Origin of the sequence: Streptomyces sp. NPDC052109 (assembly GCF_040680195.1) — a bacterium.
Lineage (GTDB): Bacteria > Actinomycetota > Actinomycetes > Streptomycetales > Streptomycetaceae > Streptomyces.
In genome coordinates, this window is sequence record NZ_JBFAWF010000029.1 from 49,035 (window position 1) to 75,855 (window position 26,821).

At 73.0% G+C, this 26,821-nt stretch carries 27 protein-coding genes and 2 pseudogenes; 14 read left to right on the top strand and 15 right to left on the bottom strand.

Going from position 1 to position 26,821, the window contains the following annotated elements; translation table 11 throughout:
• Window positions 1-24: 24 nt before the first annotated feature.
• Window positions 25-579: a methylated-DNA--[protein]-cysteine S-methyltransferase gene (locus tag AB0L59_RS37200; RefSeq protein WP_365591258.1), complete on the top strand. Its 555-nt coding sequence runs from the start codon at window positions 25-27 to the stop codon at window positions 577-579.
• A gap of 9 nt (window positions 580-588) precedes the next feature.
• On the opposite strand, the gene AB0L59_RS37205 is transcribed toward AB0L59_RS37200, so the two are convergent.
• Window positions 589-1,020, bottom strand: coding sequence for a VOC family protein (locus AB0L59_RS37205; protein ID WP_365591260.1), 432 nt, complete (start codon window positions 1,018-1,020; stop codon window positions 589-591).
• Between the two features lie 100 nt (window positions 1,021-1,120).
• Here AB0L59_RS37205 and AB0L59_RS37210 point away from each other — a divergent pair, with 100 nt between their 5' ends.
• Window positions 1,121-2,029, top strand: coding sequence for a pseudouridine-5'-phosphate glycosidase (locus tag AB0L59_RS37210; RefSeq protein WP_365591334.1), 909 nt, complete (start codon window positions 1,121-1,123; stop codon window positions 2,027-2,029).
• Window positions 2,026-2,949, top strand: a complete 924-nt coding sequence (locus AB0L59_RS37215; RefSeq protein WP_365591262.1) for a PfkB family carbohydrate kinase — start codon at window positions 2,026-2,028, stop codon at window positions 2,947-2,949. The genes AB0L59_RS37210 and AB0L59_RS37215 overlap by 4 nt, the downstream gene beginning before the upstream one ends.
• Before the next feature lie 273 nt (window positions 2,950-3,222).
• Here the strand turns inward: AB0L59_RS37215 and AB0L59_RS37220 are convergent, their stop codons facing one another.
• The gene (locus AB0L59_RS37220; RefSeq protein ID WP_365591263.1) at window positions 3,223-4,173 is read right to left on the bottom strand and encodes an SDR family NAD(P)-dependent oxidoreductase; all 951 of its coding nucleotides are present in this window, start codon (window positions 4,171-4,173) and stop codon (window positions 3,223-3,225) included.
• A 369-nt stretch (window positions 4,174-4,542) separates the two neighbouring features.
• On the bottom strand, window positions 4,543-5,337 hold the full coding sequence (locus AB0L59_RS37225) for a methyltransferase domain-containing protein (RefSeq protein WP_365591264.1): 795 nt from the start codon (window positions 5,335-5,337) through the stop codon (window positions 4,543-4,545).
• Between the two features lie 216 nt (window positions 5,338-5,553).
• Here AB0L59_RS37225 and corA point away from each other — a divergent pair, with 216 nt between their 5' ends.
• Entirely contained in the window at window positions 5,554-6,681 is a 1,128-nt protein-coding gene (gene corA / locus AB0L59_RS37230; protein ID WP_365591266.1) for a magnesium/cobalt transporter CorA, read from the top strand.
• A gap of 42 nt (window positions 6,682-6,723) precedes the next feature.
• On the opposite strand, the gene AB0L59_RS37235 is transcribed toward corA, so the two are convergent.
• Window positions 6,724-7,365, bottom strand: a complete 642-nt coding sequence (locus AB0L59_RS37235) for a uridine kinase (RefSeq protein ID WP_365591267.1) — start codon at window positions 7,363-7,365, stop codon at window positions 6,724-6,726.
• 554 nt (window positions 7,366-7,919) lie between these two features.
• On the opposite strand from AB0L59_RS37235, the gene AB0L59_RS37240 reads away from it, so the two are divergent.
• The 3 genes from AB0L59_RS37240 to AB0L59_RS37250 all read left to right on the top strand — a co-directional run bounded on the left by AB0L59_RS37240 (window position 7,920) and on the right by AB0L59_RS37250 (window position 11,241).
• On the top strand, window positions 7,920-8,615 hold the full coding sequence (locus tag AB0L59_RS37240; RefSeq protein ID WP_365591268.1) for a DUF2293 domain-containing protein: 696 nt from the start codon (window positions 7,920-7,922) through the stop codon (window positions 8,613-8,615).
• Between the two features lie 296 nt (window positions 8,616-8,911).
• Window positions 8,912-9,391, top strand: a complete 480-nt coding sequence (locus tag AB0L59_RS37245; RefSeq protein ID WP_365591335.1) for an anthrone oxygenase family protein — start codon at window positions 8,912-8,914, stop codon at window positions 9,389-9,391.
• 362 nt (window positions 9,392-9,753) lie between these two features.
• The gene (locus tag AB0L59_RS37250; RefSeq protein WP_365591270.1) at window positions 9,754-11,241 is read left to right on the top strand and encodes a glutamate synthase subunit beta; all 1,488 of its coding nucleotides are present in this window, start codon (window positions 9,754-9,756) and stop codon (window positions 11,239-11,241) included.
• Between the two features lie 147 nt (window positions 11,242-11,388).
• Here AB0L59_RS37250 and AB0L59_RS37255 read toward each other — a convergent pair whose 3' ends face one another.
• The gene (locus AB0L59_RS37255; RefSeq protein WP_365591272.1) at window positions 11,389-11,901 is read right to left on the bottom strand and encodes a carboxymuconolactone decarboxylase family protein; all 513 of its coding nucleotides are present in this window, start codon (window positions 11,899-11,901) and stop codon (window positions 11,389-11,391) included.
• Window positions 11,902-11,947: 46 nt separating this feature from the next.
• Here AB0L59_RS37255 and AB0L59_RS37260 point away from each other — a divergent pair, with 46 nt between their 5' ends.
• The gene (locus AB0L59_RS37260) at window positions 11,948-13,438 is read left to right on the top strand and encodes a PLP-dependent aminotransferase family protein (RefSeq protein ID WP_365591274.1); all 1,491 of its coding nucleotides are present in this window, start codon (window positions 11,948-11,950) and stop codon (window positions 13,436-13,438) included.
• A 65-nt stretch (window positions 13,439-13,503) separates the two neighbouring features.
• Here the strand turns inward: AB0L59_RS37260 and AB0L59_RS37265 are convergent, their stop codons facing one another.
• Together AB0L59_RS37265 and AB0L59_RS37270 are read right to left on the bottom strand one after the other, a co-directional pair.
• Window positions 13,504-13,758: a DUF397 domain-containing protein gene (locus tag AB0L59_RS37265; RefSeq protein ID WP_365591276.1), complete on the bottom strand. Its 255-nt coding sequence runs from the start codon at window positions 13,756-13,758 to the stop codon at window positions 13,504-13,506.
• Window positions 13,759-14,619 (bottom strand): helix-turn-helix transcriptional regulator, encoded by an 861-nt coding sequence (locus AB0L59_RS37270; protein WP_365591278.1) that lies wholly within the window; start codon window positions 14,617-14,619, stop codon window positions 13,759-13,761.
• Between the two features lie 245 nt (window positions 14,620-14,864).
• Here AB0L59_RS37270 and AB0L59_RS37275 point away from each other — a divergent pair, with 245 nt between their 5' ends.
• From AB0L59_RS37275 to AB0L59_RS37285, 3 genes and pseudogenes are all read left to right on the top strand, one after another.
• Window positions 14,865-15,593 (top strand): ATP-binding protein, encoded by a 729-nt coding sequence (locus tag AB0L59_RS37275; protein ID WP_365591280.1) that lies wholly within the window; start codon window positions 14,865-14,867, stop codon window positions 15,591-15,593.
• A gap of 179 nt (window positions 15,594-15,772) precedes the next feature.
• Window positions 15,773-16,159, top strand: a complete 387-nt coding sequence (locus AB0L59_RS37280) for a hypothetical protein (protein ID WP_365591337.1) — start codon at window positions 15,773-15,775, stop codon at window positions 16,157-16,159.
• Window positions 16,160-16,648: 489 nt separating this feature from the next.
• Window positions 16,649-17,164: pseudogene (locus AB0L59_RS37285) on the top strand (ATP-binding cassette domain-containing protein); the annotation flags it as partial.
• A 36-nt stretch (window positions 17,165-17,200) separates the two neighbouring features.
• Here AB0L59_RS37285 and AB0L59_RS37290 read toward each other — a convergent pair.
• The 6 genes from AB0L59_RS37290 to AB0L59_RS37315 form a co-directional block, all read right to left on the bottom strand.
• Entirely contained in the window at window positions 17,201-17,377 is a 177-nt protein-coding gene (locus AB0L59_RS37290; protein WP_194293908.1) for a hypothetical protein, read from the bottom strand.
• Window positions 17,378-17,529: 152 nt separating this feature from the next.
• On the bottom strand, window positions 17,530-18,174 hold the full coding sequence (locus AB0L59_RS37295) for a DUF899 domain-containing protein (RefSeq protein ID WP_365591282.1): 645 nt from the start codon (window positions 18,172-18,174) through the stop codon (window positions 17,530-17,532).
• Window positions 18,175-18,305: 131 nt separating this feature from the next.
• On the bottom strand, window positions 18,306-19,472 hold the full coding sequence (locus AB0L59_RS37300; RefSeq protein ID WP_365591338.1) for a cytochrome P450: 1,167 nt from the start codon (window positions 19,470-19,472) through the stop codon (window positions 18,306-18,308).
• Window positions 19,473-19,854: 382 nt separating this feature from the next.
• The gene (locus AB0L59_RS37305; protein ID WP_365591283.1) at window positions 19,855-20,841 is read right to left on the bottom strand and encodes a hypothetical protein; all 987 of its coding nucleotides are present in this window, start codon (window positions 20,839-20,841) and stop codon (window positions 19,855-19,857) included.
• A 114-nt stretch (window positions 20,842-20,955) separates the two neighbouring features.
• Window positions 20,956-22,818 carry an FUSC family protein gene (locus AB0L59_RS37310; RefSeq protein ID WP_365591285.1) on the bottom strand — a complete coding sequence of 621 codons (1,863 nt, stop codon included), beginning with the start codon at window positions 22,816-22,818 and terminating at the stop codon, window positions 20,956-20,958.
• A 166-nt stretch (window positions 22,819-22,984) separates the two neighbouring features.
• Entirely contained in the window at window positions 22,985-23,749 is a 765-nt protein-coding gene (locus tag AB0L59_RS37315; protein ID WP_365591286.1) for a nucleotidyltransferase domain-containing protein, read from the bottom strand.
• 154 nt (window positions 23,750-23,903) lie between these two features.
• On the opposite strand from AB0L59_RS37315, the gene AB0L59_RS37320 reads away from it, so the two are divergent.
• Both AB0L59_RS37320 and AB0L59_RS37325 read left to right on the top strand, forming a co-directional pair.
• Complete coding sequence (locus AB0L59_RS37320) at window positions 23,904-24,320, top strand: RidA family protein (protein WP_365591287.1); 417 nt, start codon at window positions 23,904-23,906, stop codon at window positions 24,318-24,320.
• Complete coding sequence (locus AB0L59_RS37325; RefSeq protein WP_365591289.1) at window positions 24,317-24,778, top strand: GNAT family N-acetyltransferase; 462 nt, start codon at window positions 24,317-24,319, stop codon at window positions 24,776-24,778. The genes AB0L59_RS37320 and AB0L59_RS37325 overlap by 4 nt, the downstream gene beginning before the upstream one ends.
• Here the strand turns inward: AB0L59_RS37325 and AB0L59_RS37330 are convergent.
• Together AB0L59_RS37330 and AB0L59_RS37335 are read right to left on the bottom strand one after the other, a co-directional pair.
• Window positions 24,754-24,945, bottom strand: a pseudogene (locus AB0L59_RS37330) (hypothetical protein); the annotation flags it as partial. The gene AB0L59_RS37325 and the pseudogene AB0L59_RS37330 sit on opposite strands and share 25 nt — an antisense overlap.
• A gap of 73 nt (window positions 24,946-25,018) precedes the next feature.
• Entirely contained in the window at window positions 25,019-25,714 is a 696-nt protein-coding gene (locus AB0L59_RS37335; protein WP_365591339.1) for a uracil-DNA glycosylase, read from the bottom strand.
• Between the two features lie 222 nt (window positions 25,715-25,936).
• On the opposite strand from AB0L59_RS37335, the gene AB0L59_RS37340 reads away from it, so the two are divergent.
• A complete protein-coding gene (locus AB0L59_RS37340; RefSeq protein ID WP_365591291.1) occupies window positions 25,937-26,704 on the top strand; it encodes an RNA-binding S4 domain-containing protein in 768 nt (255 codons plus the stop codon).
• Window positions 26,705-26,821 lie beyond the last annotated feature (117 nt).

The following is a 26,821-nucleotide window of genomic DNA, read 5'->3' on the forward strand; positions in this document are numbered from 1 at the left end:
AGTGGCGGGTCGTACCGTGGGCGCATGGACAGCCATGGGCAGGATGAGCAGCGGGTCGTGTGGGCCGTGGTGGGCACGGACATCGGGCCGCTGATGCTGGCGGCCACCCGCGACGGCCTGGTCAACGTCGTCTTCCACGCCACGGACGCGGTGCGCGACCGAGCACTGGAGCGGCTGGCGGCCCGGCTGGGCACCGGTCCCGTGGAGGATCCGGACGCGCCGCTGCTGGCGGAGGCGATACGCCAGCTCCGGGCGTACTTCACGGGCGAGCGGCATGACTTCGACCTGCCGCTGGACTGGTCGCTGATCTCCGGCTTCAACCGGCAGGTGCTGCACGAGCTGGCGGCCGGCGTGCCGTACGGCACGGTGGTGGGGTACGGCGACCTCGCCGGACGGGTCGGACAGCCCGGCGGGGCACAGGCGGTCGGGGCGGCGATGGGTGCCAATCCGCTGCCGGTGGTCGTGCCGTGTCACCGGGTGGTGGAGAGCGACGGCGGCATCGGCGGTTTCGGGGGCGGTCTGGAAACCAAGCGAAGACTGCTCGCACTGGAGGGGGTGCTGCCCGAGCCGCTGTTCTGACCGGCCCGGCTAGTCGTCGTAGTGCCGGGCTTCGAAGACGTTGCCGTCAGGGTCGCGGAAGTAGAAGCTGCTCGTGGCGTTGCCTCGGGCGCCCGCGAGGTCGTGATCGGTGGCCGAAACGGCCACGCCGTGTTCCTCCAGGCTGGCGCGCAGAGCGTCGAAGGCGTCGGCCGGCAGGGCCAGGCAGAGGTGGTTGACGGGGTGGCCGGCGCTCTCGGCCGCACCGGGCAGCATCTTCATGCGTGCGGCGAAGGTGAGCGGAGCGAGATCCAGAATGGTCTCCTCGTTGACGCGTACGGAGGGGAAGGCCGCCTTTCCCTCGGCGAACTCGGCGACCCCGATCGGCTCCAGACCGACGGCCGTCTCGTAGAAGCGGGCCGCGGCGACCGGATCGGCGACCCACAGGACGATGTGATCCAGACGCGTGCTGTTGTTCGTCATGCGGCCCACACTGGTGGCGTCCCCCACAGGCCGCAAGCGTTTAGCGGCGGCCGGCTCCCGCCAGAGATCAGGAAAGGACTACGGACAGGAGGCGGTGCGCGTGGTGCTGGTGATGTCGGAAGAAGTCCGGGAAGCGATCGGCGCGCGGCGGCCGGTGGTGGCCCTGGAGTCCACGATCATCGCGCACGGTCTGCCGCGCCCCCGCAACCTACAGGTGGCGCTGGAGCTGGAGGACGCGGTGCGCCGGGAGGGCGCCGTACCGGCGACCGTGGCCGTGCTCGACGGTCGCCCCCGCGTCGGTCTGGACAAGGAGCAGCTGGAGCGGGTGGCGAACGAGGACGGCATCCGCAAGCTGGGCCACCGCGATCTGCCGCTCGCCGTGGCGGTCGGGGTGAGCGGGGCGACCACGGTGTCGGCGACGGCGCAGCTGGCTGCGCTCGCGGGCATCAGGGTGTTCGCCACCGGCGGGCTGGGCGGTGTGCACCGGGAGTGGACGGTCACCCAGGACGAATCGGCCGACCTGGGGCTCCTGGCACGCACCCGGATCACCGTGGTCTGCGCGGGCGTGAAGTCGATCCTGGACGTTCCGGCGACCCTGCAGCGGCTGGAGACGCTGGGTGTGGCCGTCGCCGGATACGGCACGGACCGCTTCCCGGGCTTCTACCTGTCGGACTCGGGACATCCGGTCGACTGGACACTGGACACCCCGGAGCAGGTGGCGGCCGTCATGCGGGGCCAGGACGCGCTCGAGGTGACGCAGTCGGCGCTGATCGTCGCTCAGCCCGTCCCCGAGGCGGAGCAGCTCGATCCGGAGCTGCACGCGCGCGTACTGGCCGACGCGCTGCGCTCGTGCGCGGACCAGGGCATCACCGGGCAGGCGGTGACCCCGTTCCTGCTGGACTACCTGGTCCGGCACACCGACGGCGCCTCCCTGAGCGCCAACCTGGCGGCCGTGCGCGGCAACGTACGGCTGGCCGCACGGATCGCCACGGCGTGGGCCAAGGGGTGACCACGGTCCGGAGCGGGGCCCTGCTGGTCGTCGGTGACGTGGTCACGGATGTCGTCGCCCGGCACCGGGGACCGCTCGCGGCCGGCACCGACACGGCCGCGGCGGTCCGGACGCTGCCGGGCGGCGCGGGCGCGAACGTGGCCTGCTGGGCCGTGCACACGGGCTGTGCGGACGTACGGCTGCTGGGGCGGGTGGGCGTCGACGCGGCCGCGTGGCACGAGCGTGCGCTGATCGCGGCCGGGGTGCGGCCCCGACTGGTGGTCGATCCGACGGCGGCCACCGGCACGGTGATCTGCCTCGTCGACACGGGTGCGGCGGCGGAGCGCACGTTCCTCACGGACAGCGGGGCGTCCTTGCGGCTGGAACCCGCAGACTGGTCGGACGCGTTGCTCGACGGCGTCGCCCGGCTGCACCTGTCGGGGTACCTGCTGTTCAGGGAGCCGAGCCGGGAGCTCGCGCGGACAGCGCTTGCGGCGGCACGCGCGCGTGGCGTGCCGGTGAGCCTGGACCCGGCGTCGGCGGGCTTCCTGGTACGGCTGGGGGTGGACCGGTTCCTGGCGTTCGCGGCGGAGCTGGACGTGTTGCTGCCCAGCCGGGACGAGGCGTGTCTGCTGACCGGACTGCCGGATCCGGCGGACGCGGCCGCCAAACTCAGCCGTCTCGTTCCCCTGGTGGTGACCAAGGCGGGCGCGGACGGCGCCCTGGTGGCCCGTTCCGGCAGCACACCGGCCAGGATCCCGGCGGCGCCGGCGGTCCCACGGGACACCACGGGCGCCGGTGACGCCTTCACCGGTGGGTTCCTCGCCGCCCTGCTCGCGGGCGCGGACCCGCAGGAGGCGGCGGCACGAGGCTGCCGGGCGGGCGCGGAGGCGGTGGAACGGGTCGGCGGGAGGCCGCCGCAACCGGGTGACGACGATTAGTAGTTCTTCGTTACTTCGGGTGATCCCGGCAGGTGGTGGCGACGTCTTGGTATGAGGGCTGGGGGAGATGGAACGGCTCCGGGGTGAGTTGTCGCAGTTCGTCGCCGATGTGGCCGCTACGGTCCCGCGGCGGGATCAGCGGCGGTGGGGCGAGTAGTACTCGCGGGGTCTGACGCTGGACGGCCGTCGGAAGTCGATCCAGCCGAGCCGGTCTTGGCCCGGCTGAAGCACGGCAGTTGGCCACCGCATGGTTGCCCTGGGTGCGGCTCCGGACTACCGAAATCCGAGGTCCGGACCGGTGCCGGCCAGCTCACGGCTGGCGGCCCAAAGGCGAGCGGCGACGGCCGGATCGGCCATGTGGGAAGGGACGGGCTCACGCCGTGGTCTGCCACGCAGGCCGAATGCCCTCGGCCCCCACAGCTGCCCTCCCTGCACCTGCGTGTCGAGTACGGCACGGACCACGGGCCATGCTCCGGCGTCCTTGCCCTGCACCAAGAGCCCGGCGGGCAGGGCTCGCAGCCGCTCACCGGGGGTTGTCACGCGTACCGGCGGGCGGGACGGAGTGAGGGAGTCCAGTGCGCCGCCGGGATGGGCCACCACACTGAGCACCGTGCTGCCGACGGCACGCAGGCGGCGATCGAGTTCGAAGCCGAAGCACATCTGCGCCAGCTTCGATCGGCCGTAGGTGCGCTTGGGCCGGTAGTCCCGGGTCGACTGCAGATCGTCCAGGTCCAGTCGCTCGGACCGCGCCGCGAAGCTTCCCACCGTCACGATGCGGCCCGCCGGCGCCGCGGACAGCAGGGGGGCCAGCCACTGGGTGAGCGCGAAGTGGCCGAGGTGGTTGGTGCCGAACATCAGCTCATGGCCGTCCTCGGTCTCTCGACGCGGCGGGTCGTCGAGCGCGACCCCTGCGTTGTGGACCACCGCGTCGAGATGATCGAGGTCCAGCCTGTCCACGGCGGTCTGCAGGGACGACAGGTCGGCGAGGTCCAGTGGAAGGTGCCGCACATGCGCGCCGGAGACGCGCGAGCGGATCGAGGCCATGGCGGCGTCGGCCTTCGCGGCGTCCCTGCTGCCGAGTACGACGACGGCGCCGGTGGCGGCGAGCTGCTCCGCGGCGAAGTAGCCGATCCCGGCATTACCCCCAGTGACCAGGAAGATCCTGCCCGGGGCAGAGGGCAGCCGGTGAACGTCCCACGGTCGGCTCCGGGATGCGGAAGACACGATGACAGGCTCCTTGCTCTCTGAGGCAGCGTGCTCATGGGGAGCACCGACCCGCCCAAGGTCGCAACCTCCACCGACATACCGCCGACAGATCACGGACACCGCCGACAGACTTCCGACACCTCGGAGAACTACCGAGGGCAAGAAGGCCCACGCCACGACCGGCGCAGAACTGAGAGCGAGCGCGGCCAGGTGACGCACTCAGTGGTCGGCTCCGGCGCTCAGTCACACTGCTTGATCACAACCGCACACAGACACCGGTCGACCGCCGGTGGCACAAGGACACGGGCAGCTGCGGCGCGCCCTGGCCCGGCAGCGCGCACGCCGGGCAGGGACGGCCGGCCCCGTGCGGCACGGCTGCGGGAGCGCCTAGTCCTTCCGCCCCCACGCCGAGATCATCGGCGCGGTGGCCAGGTCCATGCCGCCGGCCTCGACGTTGGCCAGGTGCCGGTCGATGTCCTCGTCGGTGGCGAGCCCGGCGCTGACGAGCCGGTCCCGGATCTGGCGGACCGTCGCGGCCTCCAGGGCGGTACAGGCCGACGACGTCACCGGGAAGTACGCATCGGCCTGCACCTCGCTCAAGCCGGCCTCGCGGAGCAGACGCGGGACCTTGCGGCCGTAGGACAGATCGGCGCCGCGTTCGGCGAGAAGCTTGCGGAAGCCCTGCCGCAGCCGGTTGGCCAGCCGCTGCTCGGGGCCGTACTCGTCGGGGCAGAGCAAGGGCTGGAGCGCGGGGTCGGCGTCCTCGACCAACAGCCACCCACCGGGCCGCAGGGCCTGGACCATGGACCGCAACGCCCTTTCCCGGTCCGGGACATGGACGAGGACGAGCCGGGCGTGGACCAGGTCGAAGCCCTCACCGGGCGGTTCCTCGGCGCCCACGTCGTGGACGCGGACCTCCACCGGCGGACGATCCGCGGAAGCGAGCCGCGAGGTGTCGATGTCGGTCGCGACGACCTTGCCGGTGGGGCCCACCCGCTCGGCGAGCCAGGACACCACGGAGGTGCCGCCTGCCCCGACTTCCCAGCAGCGCCGGCCGGGCCCGATACCCAGCGCCTCGATGTGCCGGAAGGTCGTGGGATCGAAGAGCGTGGCAAAGGCGTCGAAGCGCTGACCCGCCTCGTTCTGCCGGTTGTCCAGGAGGTATCCGTCGGAACGCTTCATGCCACGATCATCCCATTCGTCCGGCTTGTTCGGGATCACCCCTGGAACGCGAGCGTGGAGGAGGCCGGAGCCGGGACACGGCCGCACCGTCCACAGCCGGGAACCAAGCGGAACCTCATATTCCCACAGGCTTACCCGCGTTTTGCCCTCGGCTGGCAGACTTGCCCGGCAAGGCGCGAAGGCGTCGCGCGAGGAGATCCAAGCGAGGAGATCCAGATGTCCATGGCGGGGAATCTGCGAAAGGTCACGGGGTTCAGCAGGGTCGGCGGCCTGCGCAAGGTGGCGCGGCTGGCCCGGCGGCGGCCGCGCGTCGACCTGAGCCACCCCGCCCGGTCACCCCTGGGTTCGTCGGTGGTCAACTGTGTGACGTACCAGGACGGCGTGCGCGTACCGCAGTGCACGGACCTCGTGGATGCCGTGAAGATGGTGCGCAAGACCGGCGAGGGGTTCGTCTGGCTCGGGCTGCACGAGCCGACGGACCGTGAGTTCGCGGGCGTCGCCGAGCTGTTCGACCTGCACCCGTTGGCGGTGGAGGACGCGGTCGAGGCCCATCAGCGCCCGAAGCTGGAGCACTACGGCAACACGCTCTTCGCGGTGTTCAAGACCGTCTGCTACGTGGACCACGAACAGCTGACGGCCACCAGCGAGGTGGTCAACACCGGCGAGATCATGGTGTTCGTCGGTGAGGACTTCGTCATCACCGTGCGACACGGCCGGCACGGCTCACTGGGCCCACTGCGCGAGGAGTTGGAGGCGCATCCGTATCAGCTCGCCAAGGGGCCGGCGGCGGTGCTGCACGCGATCGCCGACCATGTCGTCGACGACTACCTGAGCGTCACGGACGCCGTCCAGGCCGACATCGACCAGGTCGAGACGGAGGTGTTCTCCGAGAACGGCGCACGGCTCGACCCCGGCCGCATCTACCAGATGAAGCGCGAACTGCTCGAACTGAAGCGGGCGGTGGTGCCGCTGGGTCGCCCGGTGGAGGACCTGGCCACCCGGCCCATACGGGTCGTCGCCCCGGAGATACAGGCCTACTTCCGGGACGTGCTGGACCATCTGATCCGGGCCAAGGAACAGATCGCCGCGTTCGACGAACTGCTCAACTCGATCCTGCAGGCCCACCTCGCCCAGGTGACCGTCGCGCAGAACGAGGACATGCGGAAGATCACGGCCTGGGCCGCGGTGATCGCCGTGCCCACGATGGTGTGCGGGGTCTACGGCATGAACTTCGACCACATGCCCGAGCTTCACTGGCGGTTCGGCTATCCCCTGGTCATGGCGGTGATGGCGGCGGCGTGCCTGGTGCTGTACCGGGGCTTCCGGCGCAACGGCTGGCTCTGAGCCGCGACCGCACGACCACGGCTCGCGGCCGGGCCGTTCCGCTCAGCCGCCCCAGGCGGGATGGCGCGGGTCGTCGGCGCGTACCAGAACGTCCGCCGTGCCGGCCGGGTCGGTCTCCGTCTCGTAGCGCTCGAAGGCGGGAAGTGTCCAGTGCTCGGCCTCGGGGGTGCGGCGGCGCAGGGCGCCTGGCGAGAGGAGGAGGTGCACGGTCAGATCGAAGGGGAACCAGTGGCGAAGCAGCAGGGGGCCGTGGAGCAACAGGATCCCGCCGGGCGGGAGTTGTACATAGGGGCTGCGGGTGGCCCGGTCGGTGTCCGGATCCCACAGGTCGGGCAGGACGCGCCCGCTGCCGCCGGGGTCGAGCGGGCCGAACACCTCCCGCCACAGGGCACCGGTGTCGAACCATCCGCCGTAGTACGACTCCGCGTCGCGCCGCCCGTGCTCCAGGCGCAGTGAGGCGGGCCGCAGAAACCCCTCGGCACCGACCACGAGCGAGGGCCGGCCACGCACCCGCAGCGCCTGCCCGACCCGCTCGGCGAGGTCGCCGGGCCGGGCGGCCGGGGCACCGTCGAAGCCGACACGCGGCCAGGCGCCGCCGTCGGCTGGCTCCATGCCTGCCAGCCGGTCGGCGAGCAGCTCGGCGAGCCGGTCCCAGGTGATCGCTTCGAGTCGCACAGGCCCCATGATGCCGGGTGGTGGACAGCGAGGTGACGGAGCCCGCCCGCTGCAGGTCCGGCGGGCGCAGAGCGGCGCGATCGCCTGTGGGGTTCGCCGGCTCGGCGCGGGCCGCCGGCAGGGCCCGGAGATGGCCTCGCTCCGGGCGAGGACAGTGTCGAGAAGGGGGGCAGCGTACAGCCGAGCGAAGTGAGCGCGTACGCGACGCGGCTCGATTCTCGTCGGAGGCTGGCTGGACGGGAATCTACTCGTCGCCGACGGGCCCGTCGACCGGGTCATGCTCACGCCCGCGGGACAGCTGGAGCACGGCGAGCCGCGAACGGGGCGGTACCGCGTCGACGGGGACCGGCGGCCGCGAGCAGAGTGCGGTGCCCGTGGCAAGCCGTGGCTGTCGTACGCCGATCTCGCGGTCGCTGTGGTGGACGAGATCCGGCTCCGCTGCGGCACCGCACCCCGGTGCCGGAGTTCCCCTTCCACAGCGGGGAGAAGAACGGCATGCGAAAGGAGGAGAAGGAGTAGGCAGGGCGCGGGAGGCGCGGGCGGCGGCGGGGAAAGTACCGCGTATGGCCCTTCCCTCAACTCCCCACTCCCCCAGTCGGCTTGTCGTCATCCAGGCGCTGAAACCCAAGCGGTGTGCCGCGTGCCGACGCGGTCCGCTGTCGCTGCTCGTACTGGAGGACGGGGCGCCGCGCTGCCTGCACTGCGCGGACCTCGGGCACCTGGTGTTCCTGCCGCGCGGAGACACCGCGCTGACCCGCAGGTCCAGGGAGGAGAGCGGGCTGTCGGTCGTCGTGGTGCGGTTCAACCGGCGCAAGAGCCGGTACGAGCGGCAGGGCGTGCTCGTCGAGGAGGCGGCGCTGGCCCGGGCCGAGGCCCGCTGCCTGGCGGACGCGGAGGCGCGGCGCCGACGGCGGGCACGGGACGCGCGGCGCAGGGCGGCGGAGGACGAGCGGTTCGCGGCGGCGTTCGCGGCCGAGATCCTGCGGCTGTTTCCCGGCTGCCCGGCCGATCGCGCGGGGGCGATCGCGGCGCACGCGTCCGCGCGGGGCAGTGGGCGGGTCGGGCGCAGCGCGGCCGGGCGGGCGCTGTCGGAGGGGGCGGTGATCTCGGCGGTCGCGGCAGCCGTACGGCACGTGGACACGCCGTACGACCAGCTGCTGATGAGCGGGGTGTCCCGGTACGAGGCACGCCGCCGCATCGCCCAGGCCGTGGAGAGCGTGCTGCGGGCCTGGCAGGACGCCGGTGCGGACGTGGGCTGAGAGCAGAGAGCGGACGTGGGCCGTCGGCCGAGAGCCGACATGGGCTGTGGGCCGAGAGCCGACGTAGGCCGTGGGCCGAGAGCCGACGTGGGGTGAGAGACGAGAGCAGAAAGCCGACGTGGGGTGAGAGACGAAGCAAGAGGCGACATGGAGACAAAGCGAGAGGGGAGGGAGACGCTCGCGTATGTCGTCGCGCTGTTCGGTCATGGTCAGCGCCGTTTCCTGGGCATTCACTGGTACTGATGGTGATGCCCCGGGCGCGTACCGGGCGGGACGAAACGAGATGGGGCGTGCAGATGATCGACGGGCCGTTCTTCGCACTGGTCGTGGTAGGGATTCTCGGCACCGGGCTGATGGCCGGGGTCTTCTGCGCGTTCTCGACCTTCGTGATGCGGGGGCTCGCCGCGTTGCCGCCCGCGCAGGGGGTGGCGGCGATGAACGCGATCAATGGCGCCGCGGTGCGGCCTGCCTTCATGACCGTGTTCACCGGCTCGGCGGTACTGAGCGCGATGATCGCGGTGGTGACGTTCGTGGTGTGGCCGGACGAGGGGAAGCTCGAACTGCTGCTGGGCAGCGCGCTGTACCTCTCGGGCTCGTTCGGGATGACGGTGGTCGTGAACATCCCGCGCAACGACAGACTGGCCCGGCTGACCCCCGGCGCCCCGGAGGCCACCGTGTACTGGCCCGCGTACGTGCGTGAGTGGACGTTCTGGAACCACGTCCGCACCGTCGCCTCCGGCGCGGCCGCCCTGGTCTATGTACTGGCTCTGACCTGACCTCGTGTCGAGCCCCTCGCCACGAGTCCCTCGACACGAGCCCCTCTCGCACCTGACCCGCTCCTGACAATCTGTGTGCCCCCTGGTCTGCCCATGCCCGACGGTCCCCCGAGCCACCTGCGAGGGGTCCCTGACCGCTCCCTGACCAGTCCCCGATCTCGGCTGAGGGGCGCATGGGAGGGAGCCGGGAGACGGATGGTGCCGGGCCGAGGACGCCTTGCCAGAAAGCGCTGTCCGCCACTCTGCGGGACGGTCGGCGCGGACGTATCGTGGCCGAAAGAGTGCCGGGGAACGCCGCCCGACGACGTACGGCCCGTCGTACACCGGTGCCCGCGCGGTACCCGTACGCGAGGAAGACGATCATGGCCGATCCCAAGGGGTTCATGACCACGCCGCGCCAGGAGTGGCCGCGGCGGCCCGTCGACGAGCGGGTGCGGGACTGGGACGAGGTGTACGTCCCGGGAGCGCTGCTGCCCATCATCAGCAAGCAGGCCGACCGGTGCATGGACTGCGGCATCCCGTTCTGCCACCACGCCTGCCCGCTGGGGAACCTGATCCCGGAGTGGAACGACCTCGTCTCGCGGGAGGACTGGCGGGCGGCGAGCGACCGGCTGCACGCGACGAACAACTTCCCGGAGTTCACCGGCCGGTTGTGTCCGGCGCCCTGTGAGGCGGGATGCGTTCTGGCGATCAACCAGCCGGCCGTCACCATCAAGAACGTCGAGTGCGCGATCGCCGACCGGGCGTGGGAGGAAGGTTTCGTCCCTGCGCGGCCGCCCGAGCGGCTGACCGGTAAGACGGTCGCCGTCATCGGCTCGGGGCCCACCGGGCTCGCCGCGGCGCAGCAGCTGACCCGGGCCGGGCACACGGTCGCCGTCTACGAGAAGGACGACCGGATCGGCGGGCTGATGCGCTACGGGATCCCCGAGTTCAAGATGGAGAAGCGGCATCTGGAACGGCGGATCGATCAGATGCGGGCCGAGGGGACGAAGTTCCGTACGTCGACGGCGGTCGGGCGGGACGTGGGGGCGGTGGAGCTGCGGGGGCGGTACGACGCCGTGGTCATCGCCACGGGGGCCACGGCGTGGCGGGAACTTCCGGTACCGGGACGGGAGTTGGACGGGATACACCAGGCGATGGAGTATCTGCCGCTGGCGAACCGGGTGTGCGAGGGGGATCTGGAGGTTTCACCGCTGTCCGCGGCCGGCAAGCATGTGGTGATCGTCGGCGGCGGCGACACCGGGGCGGACTGTCTGGGCACCGCGGTGCGTGAGCGGGCCGCGTCCGTGAGCCAGCTGGACATCTACGCGCAGCCGGGCACCGAGCGCGACGAGGACACCGAGCCCTGGCCGACGTACCCGAAGATCTACCGGCTGTCGGCCGCGCACGAGGAGTCCCGGGACCTGCGGACGGCGCCGGCGGCGGACGCGGACGCGCGGCTGTTCGCGGCGTCCACGCTCCACTTCACCGGGGACGACGGCGGGCATGTGCGGTCGCTGCGCCTGGTGGAGGTCGACGAGCGACGGCAGCCCGTGGCGGGCACCGAGCGGACGCTTGCCGCTGATCTCGTGCTGCTCGCCCTCGGGTTCTCCGGGCCGGACCAGGAGGACGGGTTGATCGGGCAGTTGGGGCTGGAGCTCGCTCCGCGCGGCACGATCGCCCGGGACGACGGCTTCGCCACCAACGTCCCCGGGGTGTTCGCCGCAGGGGACGCGGCGCGCGGGCAGTCGCTCATCGTCTGGGCGATAGCCGAGGGGCGGGCGGTGGCGGCGGCTGTCGACCGCTATCTGACCGGGAGTTCACAGCTGCCGGCCCCGGTCTCTCCGGGGGATCGGCCGATGAGGGTCTAGTCGATGGGGCCCAGTCGATGGGGGCCCAGTCGATGACGTTCCAGCCGATGAGAGTCCCGTCGACGGGAGTCCAGTCGACGAGGCAGAGGTGTGGCCGACGGTTTCGGCGGCAGCTCGTGGTGGTGACCGGCGTCGGTCGTGCTCCGGTCAGCCCTTCCGCTCGTCCGTCCCCGCCACCTTGCCCGTCGACAGGGCCACCCGGTTCCACGTGTTGATCGCGCAGATCAGGGCGATGACGTGGGCGAGTTCCTCCTCGTCGAAGCGGGCCGCGGCCTCGGCGTGGACGGTGTCGGGGACGCCGGCGTCGGCGACGAGGGTAAGGGCCTCGGTGAGCGCGAGGGCGGCCTGCTCCTTCGGAGTGAAGAAGTGCCGGGCCTCGCGCCAGACGGCGACCATGTGCAGCCGGTCCTCGTTCTCGCCCGCCTTGCGGGCGTCGTTCGTGTGCATGTGCAGGCAGTAGGCGCAGTGGTTGAGGTGCGAGGCGCGGATCTGGATCAGCTCGACCAGCGCAGGGTCGAGGCCCGCGCGGGCGGCGGCGTCGAAGCCGACGATGGCACGGAAGACCTTGGGGGCGGACTTCGCGAAGTCCAGTCGGGTGCGGGAGGCCTCGGCGATCGAGGTGGTGATGTCGGCTGCGGCGGTCGTCGTGTGCGTCGTCATGGCTTCAACCTACGGCCCGGACAGACCGGCGATGGGGTGCATTTCCATGACGGAATCGTGGGTCAATTCCGCGGAGCGGATCGGCGTCGACCTGCATCTGGAGCTGTCGGGGCCGGGCGGCCGCAGGGCGGCGCTGACCCGGGCGCTGAGGGAGGCCGTGCGCGGCGGACGGCTGGCGCCGGGCTCCCGGTTGCCGTCGTACCGGTCGCTCGCCGCGGATCTGGGCGTGGCCCGCAACACGGTGGCCGACGCTTACGCGGAACTGGTCGCGGAGGGCTGGCTGACCGCCCGCCAGGGCTCGGGCACCCGGGTCGCCCTGGGGGTGCCTCCCTCGGCTTTCGGGCGGTGGGGGAGGGCGGAGGCGCTGCGATCCGCCGGGGGAACGCCCGTGCAGGCACCGGCCCGCGCGCGTGGTCCGCGGCACGATCTGCGGCAGGGCAGGCCGGACGCCTCGGCGTTCCCGCGGGCGGCCTGGTCCGCCTCCTATCGGCGGGCGGTGCGCGCGGCGCCGAGCGAGGCGTTCGGGCCGGGGGATCCGGCCGGGCGGCGGGAGTTGCGGGAGGCGCTGGCGGAGTATCTGGCACGCGCGCGTGGGGTGCGGACCGAGCCGGACCGGATCGTCGTCTGCTCGGGCTTCGCGCACGCGCTGCGGCTGCTGTTCGGCCAGGGCGCGGGCGGGGTGCTGCGCGGCCCGCTGGGCGTGGAGGCGTACGGGCTGGACTTCCACCGGGGGTTGCTGGCCACGGCCGGGGTGCGGACGGTGCCGCTGCCGCTGGACGAAGACGGCGCGCGTGTGGACGTGCTCGCTCGGGAGCGTGCCGTGCTGCTCACGCCGGCGCACCAGTTCCCGACCGGCGGCCCGCTGCACCCGGAGCGCCGGGCGGCGGTGATCGACTGGGCTCGCGCGCGGGGGACGGTCGTGCTGGAGGACGACTACGACGGCGAGTTCCGGTACGACCGCAAGCCGGTCGGCGCGCTGCAGGGCCTCGATCCGGAGCGGGTGATCCATATCGGGTCGGTCAGCAAGAGCCTGTCCCCGGCGCTGCGGCTGGGCTGGATGGTCCTGCCCCAGCGGTACGTCGAGCCGGTGCTCGCGGCGAAGGGAGAACGGGAGGGCTGGACAGGTGTCCTGGACCAGCTGGCGCTGGCGGAGTTCATCGTCTCCGGGTCGTACGATCGTCATGTGCGGCGCATGCGGCAGCGCTACCGGCGTCGGCGTGACCGGCTCGTCGCCATGCTCGCCGAGCACGTGCCGCATGTCGAGGTGACGGGCATCGCGGCCGGGCTGCACGCGGTGCTGAGGCTGCCGCCGGGCACCGAGCGGTCCACGGTGAAGGCCGCCGCGCGGCAGGGCGTAGCGCTGGACGGACTCGCCGCGTTCCGGCATCCGGAGGCGGAGCCGACGGCGGGTGACGGGCTGGTGGTGGGCTATGCGGCCGCCGCCGAACACGCCTATGGCGCGGCGTTGGAGGCGTTGTGCGGGGTGTTGCCTCCCGGCTGGGAGGCACCGTTCTCGGATCGGGGTCGGCGGCGGTGACGTGAACCTGCACGCCCAAGGGGCACCACGACAGGGAGGTTGAGCGGGAATCAACGCATGTGCGATCAGGAGAGCAGGAAGTCGGCCTCCCCGGCCTTGGCGCCCTCGATGAACGCGGTCATCTCGTCCGCGGTGTAGATCAGCGCCGGGCCGTCCGGGTCGGTGGACTGGCGTACCGCGATCCGGCCGTCGGCGAGCTTCATGGCCTCCAGACAGTTTCCGCCGTTGCCGCCGCTCCAGGGCTTGTGCCAGCCCTCGCTGCCCAGCTCCCGCGCGGGCATGCCGTTGTAGACGTGTCCGCGCGGCTTGATGCGATCCATTCACAGCTCCTTGCGGAGATCCCGGAGGATCTCCTTCGTGCGTTGTGCCGTAGCGGCCTGCGCCGCCATGCGGTCCATGACCTCGAGATGGGTCGCCACCTCGGCGCGCGCGTCCAGGTAGACCGCGCCGGTCAGGTACTCGCTGTAGACCATGTCCGGCAGCTCCGGCATGGCGAATCGGAACAGCACGAAGGGCCCGTACGTACCCGGGTGCGGCCCGCTCGCGAACGGGGCGACCTGGAGCGTCACCTGGGGCAGCTTCGTGGCCTCGAGCAACTTGTCGATCTGCGCACGCATGACCTCGGGACCGCCGACCATGCGGCGCAGGGCGGTCTCGTCCATCACCGCCCAGAAACGGGGGGCGTCGGGGCGGGTGAGCAGTTCCTGGCGCTGCATGCGCAGGGCGACGTGCCGTTCGATGTCGTCCGGGCTGGTCTGGCCGATGGCGCCGGACTTGAGCACTCCGCGCGCGTAGTCCTCGGTCTGCAGCAGGCCGGGGACGAAGTGCGGCTCGTAGGAGCGGATGAGGCCGGCCGCGCCCTCCAGGCTGACGTACATCGAGAACCAGCCGGGCAGGATGTCGTGGAAGCGCTGCCACCAGCCGGGCCTGTTGGCGTCCTCGGCCAGTTGGACGAAGAGTTCGGCCTCGTCGTCGGGGACGCCGTAGGCCTTCAGCAGCAGTTGCAGGTACGGGATCTTGAGGGCGACTTCGGCCGTCTCCATGCGGCGGACGGTGGCGGGCGCGACACGCAGCACGCGGGCGGCCTCCTCGCGCTTCAGCCCGGCGCGTTCCCGCAGCTCCAACAGGCGTCGGCCGAGGACTACCTGGCCCACCGTCGGCGCGGACCGCGGTTCGCTCACGCTCCCACCTCCATCGATGACTCCCCCGAAAGCTCCACCGAAGCCGAAGCCTCCACCGAAGCGTTGCCCGACAGCCCTGCGGCGCCGTTCGAAGATGCATTCGAAGACCGGTCGGATCCTCGATGACCCCAATTGGCGCCGCTCGACGTGCTGTTGCGAGCAGTGTGCCACGGCCTCTGACCGAGTCACACAGCACTCTGCAATTTTCAGAGTGCTACTTGCCAAGTGTTCACGGCGGGGAGATAGTGGCAAGCGTGATTCCGTCCGCGCCCTTAGGAACAGACGCCGCAGACCGTTCCGGTCTCGGTGCCGCCGCCGGAGCAGCCCCTCAAGGGGACGCTGCCGGGCGCCGGTTCCGCTTCGAGCTGGCCGCACATCCGGGTTCCGTCGCGCAGGCGAGACGTCTGGCGCACGCCCGGCTGACCGGCTGGTCGGTGTGCGGGGACACCTGCGACAGCGCGGCTCTGGTCATATCCGAGCTGGTCACGAACGCGATCGTGCACACCGCGAGCAGTCGTGTGGTGTGCGAGCTGCACGACCACGACGACACCGTGCGCATAGCCGTACGCGACGAGGGCTGCGCCCCCGGCGAACCCCACCCCTCCCCGCAGCGGCCTGACGAGGAGCACGGGAGGGGATTGCTTCTCGTCGACGCGCTGTGCCGGGCCTGGGGCGCCCAGGAACACGGGCCCGGCCTGCTGGTCTGGGCCGAGCTGGCCCGCCGGGCCGACGCGACCGACGACACCGCCGGCCTCCGCAACGACCTGGGCTGGGGCGCCCGCCCCAAGCCGGGCCGCCCGGGTGACCCCGACCAGGACGAGTCGCCGGAGGGCCGGCACGGGACTGCCGGGCCAGGGCGGCGACATGCGCCGGACCAGCGCCGGATCCTGGACCGGCCGCCGCACCAGTCTCCGCACCGCACCCCCGAGCAGCACCGGCCTCCCGAGCAGCGCCGCGCCGGGGAACGCCTGTGACCAGCGGCCACGGCTCCGGCCGGCCGGGTTTCACGGACTCGGAAGGGCACGGCCCCACCCGCTCCGACACGCCCGGGACCATCGGCTCGGAACCTCGTGGCGCCGCAGGCACCGCCCCGTACGACGCCGGAGACCCCTTCCGGACCGGCGCGGTCGGCCAAGGCCTCGGGCTCGACACCCTGGTACGACTGCAGCGCCGCAGGTCCGTCCCGGACGCACCCCGCCGGCTCGCCCTGCCGGACGGCATGACCGCGCCCCTCGGCCGGGACGCCGTGGCCCTGCCCGACCGGCTCGGCCCGCTGGTCGCATCCCGGCTGCCGCGGCTGGGCTGCGTGTACACCGACGGCGCCTGCTGGTGGTGGATCGTCCCGTCGGACTCCGACTACGCCCTTCCCTGGCCGTCCCCGGCCCACTACTCCCCCGGCGCCCTGGTCACCGGCACGGCCCGGCTCATCCACCGGCCCGAGGGCACCGTCCCCTACACCCCGCCGATCCCCCTGTACCTGGCCCTGTGCCGGGTGACCGGGACGACCCCGGACTGGTCCCGGGCGCAAGCGCTGCACTGACCCGGGCCGTGACGGCCACGGGAGTGCCGGCTCCTGTTTCATCGTCGGCTGCGGCCCATGCTCCCCGCGAAGGCGCCCGCAAGCCCCCGTCACCCCCCTGCACTTCTCCGCGCGCCCCCACGCGCCCTGCCCCGTGCCGGTGCGTCCGGGGATAGCGGCCGTTCGGTGAGGGCACCGGGGAGGTCGGTCGTGTGGAAGCGGCAGGGGCTGCCCGAGCCTGCGGTGTCGGAGTCCGAGCGGCTGCTGTTCGGGGGGCCGCCGCGCTACGACACGGGTTGGAGCGAGCACGAGGACGCCGTCCTGATGCCGGCTTCCGCGCGACGCCGGTCCGGCTGCCAGGCAGGCCGGCCTCCAGTCTCCGGCCGGCGCTGCAGGCGACACCCGCGCCAAGTGGGTCGTGCCCGCCGCCGAAACGGCGCGCGGCGGCGCCCAGGCGTGAGCCCGCTCGCCCTGAACAGCGCGCTCGGCAGGCCGCTGACCGGCCCGGACCTCCTGTGGGACGGCGTCGACGCGGCACGCGCCGACCGGCGGCTGCTCGCCGAGGGCGTCGCGATGGTCTCCCACGACTTCAAGCGCCGGCCGTTCACCGCCCGGGGGAACGTGGCCGTCGGCCGCTCCGGCGCACCCATGCCGGGGAACGCCTGGCCGAGGCCGTCGCCGAGGCGGGCGCCGAGGACGTGGCCGCCGGGCTGCCACGGGTCTGGACATCCCGCCGGCCCGCGCCTTCGGCGGCGGGCACGAACTGTCCGGCGGCCAGGGGCAGCGGCTCGGCATCGCCCGGGCGGCGTACCTGCGCGGGCGGGTGCTGCTCGTGGACGAGTCGACGGACGCGCGGGCCGAGCTGGAGGTGTTCGAGAGGATCCGGACGCCGACCTGGTGCATGTGCTGGAGCACGGGCGGCTGGTGGAGTCCGGCACGCCTCAGGAGCCGCCGGCCAGGGGCGGTGTCCACGCCGAGCTGTACGCGCTCCAGGCGGAACCGTTCACGGCGGAGGTACCGGCGCCGACGCCCACCCGAGCCGGCCGGGAGGCGTCGGTGGCCTCACTCGGCGGCCTCGGCGCCCCGCACGATCACCAGGAACGTGTCCGTCGCGAGGTCCATGACGACCTCGGCCGGCAGGCCTTCCAGTCGCCGCGCGTGCGCGAACTCCTCCGCGGGCCAGGATCCCCGCGGACCACCGGCGGGAAAGCGTTCGAGCACCGTTCGCCCGTTCACCATCTCGCACCTCCAGAAGCGTCGTACTTGTTGGAGTTAACGCTCTGGAGAAGGGAAACGCCTCGCTCAGAGACGGTACTGAGACATTACCTACACCCGTTCGGCGCGGACCGTGAGAATCCGTTCACTTGGTGACACGAACCGCACCGTCCGTGTCAGACGTCGTACTCGTCGTGAAGGCGGAGCCGGTCGCTGCCGACGGGAGTGCGGCCGAGGACGGTGAGATCGAGCAGACCGGCAAGGGTGCCGACCGCGTCCAGCCCGTCGTCGTACGCCGAATAGGTGTGGAAGACCCGGTCGCGGTCGCGCAGGAAACAGCTCAGGCCCGGGCGCTCGACCAGGCCCCCGTCCGACGTCACGGTGGCCTCGAAGTCGAGATTGAAGTCGCCGTCGGACGACGAGTACCAGGGCACCGCCCAGCCCATCCGCGCCTTGAACGGCAGGATCCTGGTGAACGGCGCCCGGGAGACGGCCGCGAACGAGGTGCTCCGTGCGCGCAGATGGGCGAGATGCCCGACCTGGTCCAGGAAGGCCGCGCAGCAAGGACAGCCGGTCTGCCACTCCGGCGCGAACATGAAGTGGTGGACGACGAGCTGGGCCCGGCCCTCGAAGAGGCCCAGGAGAGTGACCTTTCCGTCGCCGCCCTCGAAGACGTACTCCGAGTCGACCTCGACCATCGGCAGCCGCCGCCGCTCCTCCGCGAGCGCCGCGCGCGCCCGGCTGGCCGCCTCCTCCTTGCGCAGCAACTCCTCGCGCGCCGCGCGCCACCGCTCGCGCGAGACGATCTCCGGGAACGACATGGGCCCTCCTGTCCGACGGTCGGTTCGAGGTGGTGACCGTCGCCGGGAGCGGAACTCATCGCGCCGCGCGGAGATTTTTTTCCGGCGCCCGCGCTGCCTGTGTCTCCGGCTTTCCGGCACTCCCCGGAGGGTCAGTACGTCACCGGCAGCGAGCTCAGCCCGCGGACGCGCATCGACGGGCGCCAGGTGGGCTCGGGCTCCGCCAGGGCGAGTTCGGGGAGGCGGTCCAGCAGGGCCGCCAGGGCGATCTCCGTCTCCGCGCGGGCCAGGGGCGCGCCGAGGCAGTGGTGGATGCCGTGGCCGAGGGCCAGATGACCGGCGGTGTCGCGGGAGAGGTCGAGGCGGCCGGGGTCGGGAAAACGGGCGGGGTCACGGTTGGCGGCGGACAGCGACACCCACACCGTCTCCCCGGCGGGGACGGTGACGCCGGCGATCGTCACGTCCTCGACCGGGAACCGGCGGATGGCGAGCAGGGCGGGGCCCTCGAGGCGCATCAACTCGTCCACGGCGGCGGGAAGTCGGGCCGGGTCCTTGCGCAACCGGGCCAGCTGGTCCGGGTGCTGGAGGAGGGTGAGGACGGCGTTGCCGATGAGATGGACCGTGTTCTCGTAACCGGCGAAGAGGATGAGGAAGGCCAGCGACATCAGCTCGTCCTCGGTGAGCCGGTCACCCTCGTCCCGTACGGCGATCAGGCCGGACAGCAGGTCGTCGGCGGGCTCGGCACGCTTGGCGGCGAGGAGGCGGGTCAGGAAGCCGAGCATCGCGGCCATCGCCTCCTTCGAGGCGTCCGGGCGGGACGGGTCGGGCGTCATCAGGGTGTCGGTCCACTGCCGGAAGTCCAGCCGGTCCGGCTGCGGGATGCCGAGCAGGTCGCAGATGACGGTGATCGGCAGCGGGGCGGCGTAGGAGGCGATCAGGTCGGTGGTGCCGTGCGGGCCGAGGGCGTCCAGGAGCCGGTCGGCGGTGCGGCGGACCGGCTCGCGCAGCCGCTGGACGCGGCCCGGTGTGAACGCGCGGCCGACCAGGCGCCGGATACGGGTGTGGTCCGGCGGGTCCATGTTGAGGAGGTTGACGTCGAGCGCGGGCGGCAGGGAGAGCCCCTTGTAGGCGCCGGCCGACGCGTGCCGCTTGTCCAGCGAGAGCCGCGGGTCGGCGAGCGCGGCCCGGACGTCCTCGTACCGGGTGACCAGCCAGGCGGAGGTGCCGTCGGGTCCGGTGACGCGGTGCACGGGCGCGGTGTCGCGCAGGCGCCGGTAGACGTCATAGGGGTGATCGACGAGGCCGTGCGCGAGATCCATGGCCGTCAGCCTACGCGGGCTCAGGTGTCGCACTCCCGGATACGCTGCCCGGGCCCGCGGTCGGCCGGTGCGGGGCAGCCGTCTCGCCAACTCGCCCGCGACGGACGGCACCTCGATGGTGAGCAGGCGCCGGACCCGCGTCAGGACCCGGCCGTCGACGACCGTCGTGCGGACGTCCGAGGAGCGGGCGCTGTGGACGAGGGTGGCGGCGAGGTCGTGGACCGGCCGGGTGTGCGGGCCGGTGAGGTCGACCGGCGCGGTGGCGGCGCGCCGCCCCGTCGCGAGGCTGCCCACGCCCTCACCGAGACCGGCCGCGCGGGCGCTCCGCGCACGGCGGGGCGGGGTCCGGCCGGTGGGCCGGGCCGCCCCGCCGCCGGGCCCGTCAGTTCCCGAGTCCGCAGCTCAGGTCGGCCAGCAGCAGATTCGGGGACTGCTGGGTGAAGTACGCGGCACTGTCGACATAGAGCGTCCCGTCGTGCACGGCCAGGGACGTCGGGTTGGCCAGCCCGTCCGCCGGGGTGAGGACGACGGTGTGGGTGCCGTCCGGGTGCACCTCGGCGACCTCGCTGTCACCGATCAGGGCCGCGAACACGGTGTCGCCGTACGGTGACGCGAACGTGAAGTCGTCGACGTGGTCGAGTCCGGTGGCCCGGGTCTCGACCGGCCCCGCGGAGCCGTTCCCCCGCACGGGGATGCGCAGCAGCGTCCCCCGGTCACTGTTGGACACCCACACGGCACCGTCGTGGACCTTGACGCCGTTGGCACCGTATCCGGCGCCGGTCACGGGGACCGGGGTGAGGGCGGCATCCCTGGCCCACACGGTCGGCGTGCCGCCGGCCTGCGGAACCCGCCACACGACCCCTTGCACCGAGTCGGCGGCGTAGAGCACGCCGTGGCGTTCGTCGAGGGCGAGACCGTTGGGAAGCGCGGTCGCGGGCAGTTGGGCGATCTGCCGGGGCGCGCCGCCGCCGGGGGCGATGCGCCAGATGCCGGTCTTGTCGGTGCCCGTGGCGTAGTTGACGTAGAGGGTGCCGTCCTGGGCGCGGACGATGCCGAAGACGGTCGCGGCCTTCAGGTTGGGGGTGTCGGCGTTCGGCTCGTCGGGCAGGGTCGCGCGGATCGTCATGTGCCCGTCCGGGGTGACGTGGGCGATCTGCCGGGCGGGAGCGAAGGTCAGGTCGGCGGAGCCGTCGGGCTCGACCGTGATGTTCTCGGGCGACTGTCCAGTCGCGAGGTCGAAGCGGGCGACGATGTGCGGCTGGGACACGGTCGGTCCGTCGGCGGCCGCGGGCGACGCCGCGAGCACGACGGCGGCGACGACGGCCGTGGCTGTGCCGGTCGCGAGTCTGAGACGAGTGAGTCGGGGCATGAACCTCTCCCTGGGCGGGGAACACGGACCTCTTTCTTGGACGCGGGCACGCCACCGTGGGTTGATTCTCCCTGTGGGCAAAGGGATTTGATGAAACGTCAGGGATTGTGGAACTCACCCCGCGAGAGGCGTCTCGGACAGCCGTAGCGCCGTCCGCTCCCGGCACCTGTCGAACTCGGCCAGCAGCGCGGCGAGCTGGTCCAGGTGCCGGGCCGGGAGGCGGCCGGAGTCGTCGAGGTGGACGGCGCAGGCCGTGGTCGTGTCCACGAGCCGTTCGAGGATCGCGGCGATCTCGTCCGCTCCCTCCGAGTGCCGGGCGAGGAAGGGGAGTTCGGCGGCGGCGAGGGCGATGGCGGCACGGGCCTCGGCGAGGGCGCGGTAGGCCTCGCGGCGCAGGGCCCACCGCTCGGGGCGGTCACCGGACCCGCCGAGGACGTGCGCGAGGTAGGCGTGCGCGGCGCTCCCGGCCCTGGCGAGCCGCGCCCGCACCCGGCCACCGCGCTCCCCCGGCATCGGCAGATGCCCGACGACCAGCACGAGCGCGCAGGCCAGCAGGGTCTCGCCGATCCGGCTGACGGAGGCCTGCGGCTCACCGCCGGCCATGATCAGGGCCAGGACGAGAACGGTGACGACGGCGGTCAGCGCGGCGAAGTGCCGGGTGGCGACCGGCACGAGCGCCCCGCACACCGCGACCAGCACGATCAGCCCCGCCGGCCGTGGCAGCAGCGCGGCCAGCCCCGCGAACACCAGGGCGCCCAGCACGGTACCGGCGGCCCGGCACAGCACCCGGGAGGCGAGCGGCCCGAGGTCGGGCTTGACGAGGAAGACGGCGGTGGCGGGCAGCCAGTACCAGTGCTGGTGCTGGCCGTACCAGCGGGTGTGGTGCAGCGCCTGTGCGATGGCGGCGCTGGCCCCGAAGCACAGGGCGACCCGCAGCCCGTACTCGCGCCCGCCGGTGCCGAAGGCGATGCGCGCCGAGGTCCCGGCCCTACACCTGCGGGTGTGCAGGTCGGTGGGCTTCCCGCGGTCGAAGGCGTCGGCGGCGTGGAGGAGGGCGTCGTCGAGGGCACGCAGAGCCGGAGCGGACCGGTGCGGGGCGGGCAGCGGGCCCGGGCCGGTGTTCTCTCGGACGGCGGCGGCGAGCCTGCGGGGTCCTTCCGCGGCCCGCGCAGAGACCGGCTCCCCCGCCCAGAACAGGGCGGTGGCGGCCTCCGCGAGGGGCAGCGCGGCCGCGTACCGGGCGTGCAGCCGGCGCTCGGCGGCGGAACTGGCGTACCGGCGCAGCCGGGGCCCGGTGAGGGCGTCCTGGGCGTGGTCGAGGGCGGCGGTGAGCGCGGCCCTCCGTGCCGTGGCATGCGTCCCGCCCACGGCCTCCACCAGCGCGGCGACGGCGTCGTACACCTCCGCGACCGCCGCCCGCTCCCCGTCGAACCGGAAGTCCCCGGCGAGCGAACCGGGCGTGGGCAGGGCGAGGCGCAGCACCAGCAGCCAGCCGGCCCCGGCGAGGAAGGCGAGGGCCCGCTGCCAGCCGCTCTCGGCCGCCGGCATCCCGGCGCCGATCGCGGCACCGACGAGCAGCTGCGTGCCCGCGGCCGAGGCGACGGGCCCGACCGCGCTGATGCCACCGGCGACCAGCCCGAGCAGCGTGAGCACCAGGGTCAGCGGCAGGGCGGCCAGGCCCTCCCCGGCGTACGTCCCCATGAGCAGTCCGAGGGCGCCGGCCAGCGCGGGCACCCCGAGCCGCGTGACGGAGGCCCGGCGGCTGCCGGGCCGGTCGTTGATGCCGGCGAGCATCGCACCGATGGCGGCGAGCACGCCGACGGGCGTCCGTCCGGCGAGCACACCGGCGAGCAGCAGCGGTCCGGAGGCGAGCGCGCCCCGGGTCACCGCACTCCAGGGAACGGGACCGCGCTGGGCGCGCAGGGCGTGGGCGAGCCAGGGGGGTGCGGCGAGCCGGGACACGGGGCTCCTGTTCATACGAGGGCGGGGTGGGCCTTCGGACGACGGTGGCCGGTGGACCGTGCCTCCACAGTAGGGGGCGTTCGCTGGGCGAACGGGGCGATCACGTTTCAGGCAGGTGAAAGGTGCTTGGAAGGCCCGGTTTCTTTATGAACGCAACGCAGTTGGGCCGCCGGGCCTTGCTTTACGAGGGCGGTGCGCCGGTGATCCGCTCCGCCTCGGTGACGGCACGGACCAGCGCGTCGGGTTCGGCCCGCAGCCCACCCACCACCGCGTCGATCCCCCGCAGCCCGGCCCGCTCCAGCAGCCGCTTCTCGTTCGTCACCCACTCTCCGCGTGCCGCGAGGACGCCGTGCGCGGCCTGGGCGGCGGCCGTGGCGATGGACCCGGCGGTCTCCGTGAGTCGGCCGTGGGCGGCGTGGTTGGCCTTCGCGTACGCGAGTGTGGCGCGGGCGGTGCCCTGCCAGCGGTCGGCGGCCGCGACGCGCAGCTTGGCCGGGTAGCCCGCCGGACGGGGCACGGTACCTCTGAGTACCTGGTTGACGGCCAGCTCGGCCACGATGAGATAGCTGGGGATCTGGGCGAGGTGGAAGAGCAGCGCCTCCACCCGGAACCGTCCCTCCTCCGCCTCCGCCAGCTCGTGCTCGACCACGTCCAGGTCCCGGTAGTGCACATCGACCCGGCGCCCGTCGATCGTCAGCCAGGCCCCGCCGTTGAAGACACCACCGCCCCAGCCGCCGACCGCGGAGACCTCGCCCGGCCAGCCGATGGCGCGCAGGTCGTCGGGATCGAAGGGGCCGCGATAGTAGATCGCCAGGTCCCAGTCGCTGTCGGGGCGATGGGTGCCCTGGGCCCGTGAGCCGCCGAGGGCGACGGACTGGACGGTGGGCAGGGCGGCGAGGCGGTCGGCGGTGACGGAGAGGAACTCTTCGTCGGGCAGGGTCGGCATGGTGCTACACCTCCGGTCGGGGAGCGTACGGTGCGCCCCCGATGCACGGCGACCCGATGAACGAGCACGAGGCGCCGGAAATAGGGATGCGTGGAGCCGTACGGGCCGCCGATGATCGGAAGTTGACCGTATCCGGCCAGCCCCAGGAGCCGCCATGATCCGCCGAGTGAACGCACCCGGCCTCTTCCCGCCGCCCACGTACGCGCACGCCTCGGTGGTGGAAGCGGGCACCAGGCTCGCCTTTCTCGCCGGGTCGGTGCCGCTCGACGAGAAGGGGGAGATCGTCGGCCCCGGCGACCCCGCCCGGCAGGCCGAGCGGGTGATCGCCAATCTGCGGGAGCAACTGGCCGCCGTCGGCAGCGACTTGGAGCATGTGGTCGCCACTGAGGTGTACGTGGTGAGCGGTGAGCCCTCGGTGCTGTCCGCGGTGTGGGAGGTCGTGGAGGCCTCCGGGCTGAGCGCGGGGCCGCACTCGTCGACGCTGCTCGGCGTCGCCTGCCTCGGCTACACCGGGCAGCTGGTGGAGATCACGGCCACGGCCGTGGTGCCGGAGGGGGAGGGGAAGCAGTGACGGAGGAGATCTTGCTGCGCCGGGCCGTGGCGCAGGACGCCAGGGCGGCGGCCGACGTCTATCTGCGGTCCTTCGACACCGCCCTGCCCACCGTGGTCCGGCCGCACACCGACGACGAGGTGCGCGCGTACATCCGGGACGTCGTCGTACCGTTGCGGGAGACGTGGGTGGCGGAGGCCGCGGGCTGCGGGATCGCCGGACTGATGGTGCTGGACGGGGAGTTGCTGTCCCAGCTGTACCTGGATCCCGAGTGGCGGGGGCGTGGCATCGGCGACCGGTTCGTCGCGCTGGCCAAGGAGCGCAGCCCGGGCGGGCTGACCCTGTGGACCTTCCAGGTCAACAAGCCCGCCCACCGCTTCTACGAGCGGCACGGTTTCACGGCCGTCGAGTTCACCGACGGCAGCGGCAACGAGGAGCGGGAGCCGGATGTGCGCTATGTCTGGCGGCCCGGGCCCTGACTCCGCCCGGCGTTCCTCGGCTCCGGCTCCCCGTCCGGCCGCCGGCCCCACCTCCTCTCCTTCGGCAGCGGCTTCTCGTGGCCGCCGGCCCGGCTGGTGGTCAGGCCCAGGGCGACCAGGAACCCGGCGAACTCGACCGCCACCGCCACGCCGTCCGTCACCGGCAGACGGCTACCGCGGACCGCGGCCGAGCCGAAGGTGGCAGAGGGGGGCGGCTTCGCTTCGGTGGCCGGGCGACGGCTACCGCAGGCCGGCCGCCTCCGCCGCCGTACTCAGCACCTCACGGAGCATCTCGGCGGTGAGCCTGCCGGTGAAGGTGTTGCGCTGGCTGACGTGGAAGCAGCCGAAGAGGTCCAGACCGTCGAGCGCGACCCGGGCGCCGTGGGCGAAGACCGGGCGGGGCCGGGGCACGGTCCATCCCGCCTCGGCGAACGCGGGCAGCGCGGCCTGCCAGCCGAAGGCACCGAGCACGACGGCGGCCCGCACCGTCGGGCGCAGCAGCCTCAGCTCCTGGACCAGCCAGGGGCGGCAGGTGTCGCGCTCACCGGGGGTCGGCTTGTTGGCGGGCGGAGCGCAGTGCACCGGTGCGGTCACGCGTACCCCGTACAGTTCCAGCCCGTCGTCGGCGCTGACGGAGACGGGCTGCGAGGCGAGCCCCACGTCGTACAGCGCCTGGTAGAGCACGTCTCCGGAGCGGTCGCCCGTGAACATCCGGCCGGTGCGGTTGCCGCCGTGCGCGGCGGGGGCCAGCCCGATGATCAGCAGCCGGGCGTCGGCGGGGCCGAAGCCGGGCACCGGGCGCCCCCAGTACGTCCAGTCGGCGAAAGCGGCCCGTTTGGTGCGGGCCACCTCCTCGCGCCACTCGACCAGCCGCGGACAGGCCCGGCAGTCCGCGACACGCCGGTCGAGCCGGGCGAGAGCGCTGCTGTCGTCCATACGGCCACCGTATGCCCTGGCCGGCTCAGGTGAACGCGGCGCCGCCTGCCGGGGGGCGACGACCGCGCGGGAGACTCCGGCGAAGTCGGCGAGCGGGCAGCGGATCGGCTGGGCGAGGACGGCATGGGTCATACGTCCGCCCCGGCGCGGCCCCTCTCCCCCACCCGGCACCCCCGGGAAAACGCCTCCGGCCCGCCCGGCCGAGCGAGCTAAGGTCGGGACATGGCTTCCGAGCACGCGGACGAGAACGTGAACCCCGGCACCGGTGGACCGGCCGGCGCCGGCGCCGACCAGGACACCCAGGGAACTCAGAGCCCCGGCGCGTCCGCCGACCGGACCCTCGATCCGAAGGTCGCCGCCACGGTGGCCGCCGCCGAGGCCGCGGGACCGGCCGGCGGCGAGACGGTCCGGATCGACAGCTGGATCTGGGCAGTGCGTCTGATCAAGACGCGTTCCCTGGGCGCCGCCGCCTGCCGAGGCGGCCACGTCCATGTGAACGGCGAGCGGGTGAAGCCCGCCTACTCCCTGCGCGTCGGCGACGAGGTGCGCCTGCGGCACGAGGGCCGGGAACGGATCGTGATCGTCAAGCGCCTGATCCGCAAACGGGTCGGCGCCCCCGTGGCCACCCAGTGCTATGTCGACAATTCGCCGCCGCCTCCGCCCCGCGAGGCCGCCGCACCCGTCGGCCTCCGCGACCGGGGCACCGGCCGCCCCACCAAGCGGGACCGCCGCGAACTGGAACGTCTCCGTGTTCTCGGGGGCCCCGGCGCCCTGGGCGGCTTCGGTGCCTCCGGCGGTGCCGGAGGCCAGAGCGGCTTCGCCGGACTCGGCGGGCCCGGTGGCGCGGGTGGGGCCGGGGCGGGCGGGCGTGACGCATCCGGTGGACGCGGCCGGACCGGCGGGCACTCCGGATCCGATGGGCGCGGCGGGACCGCGAGGCGCGGTGGATCGGCGTCCGACGGGACCGCTGGGCGTCCCCGCGGACGGTGATCCGAGGGCGAACCCGCAGGCACCCACCGGCCCCGTCGGCCGGGCCCCCGCGCCCGGCCGCGACCCGTACGTGGCCGTCCCCGGCGGGCTCGGCGTGACGACCGTCGGCGGCTCCCT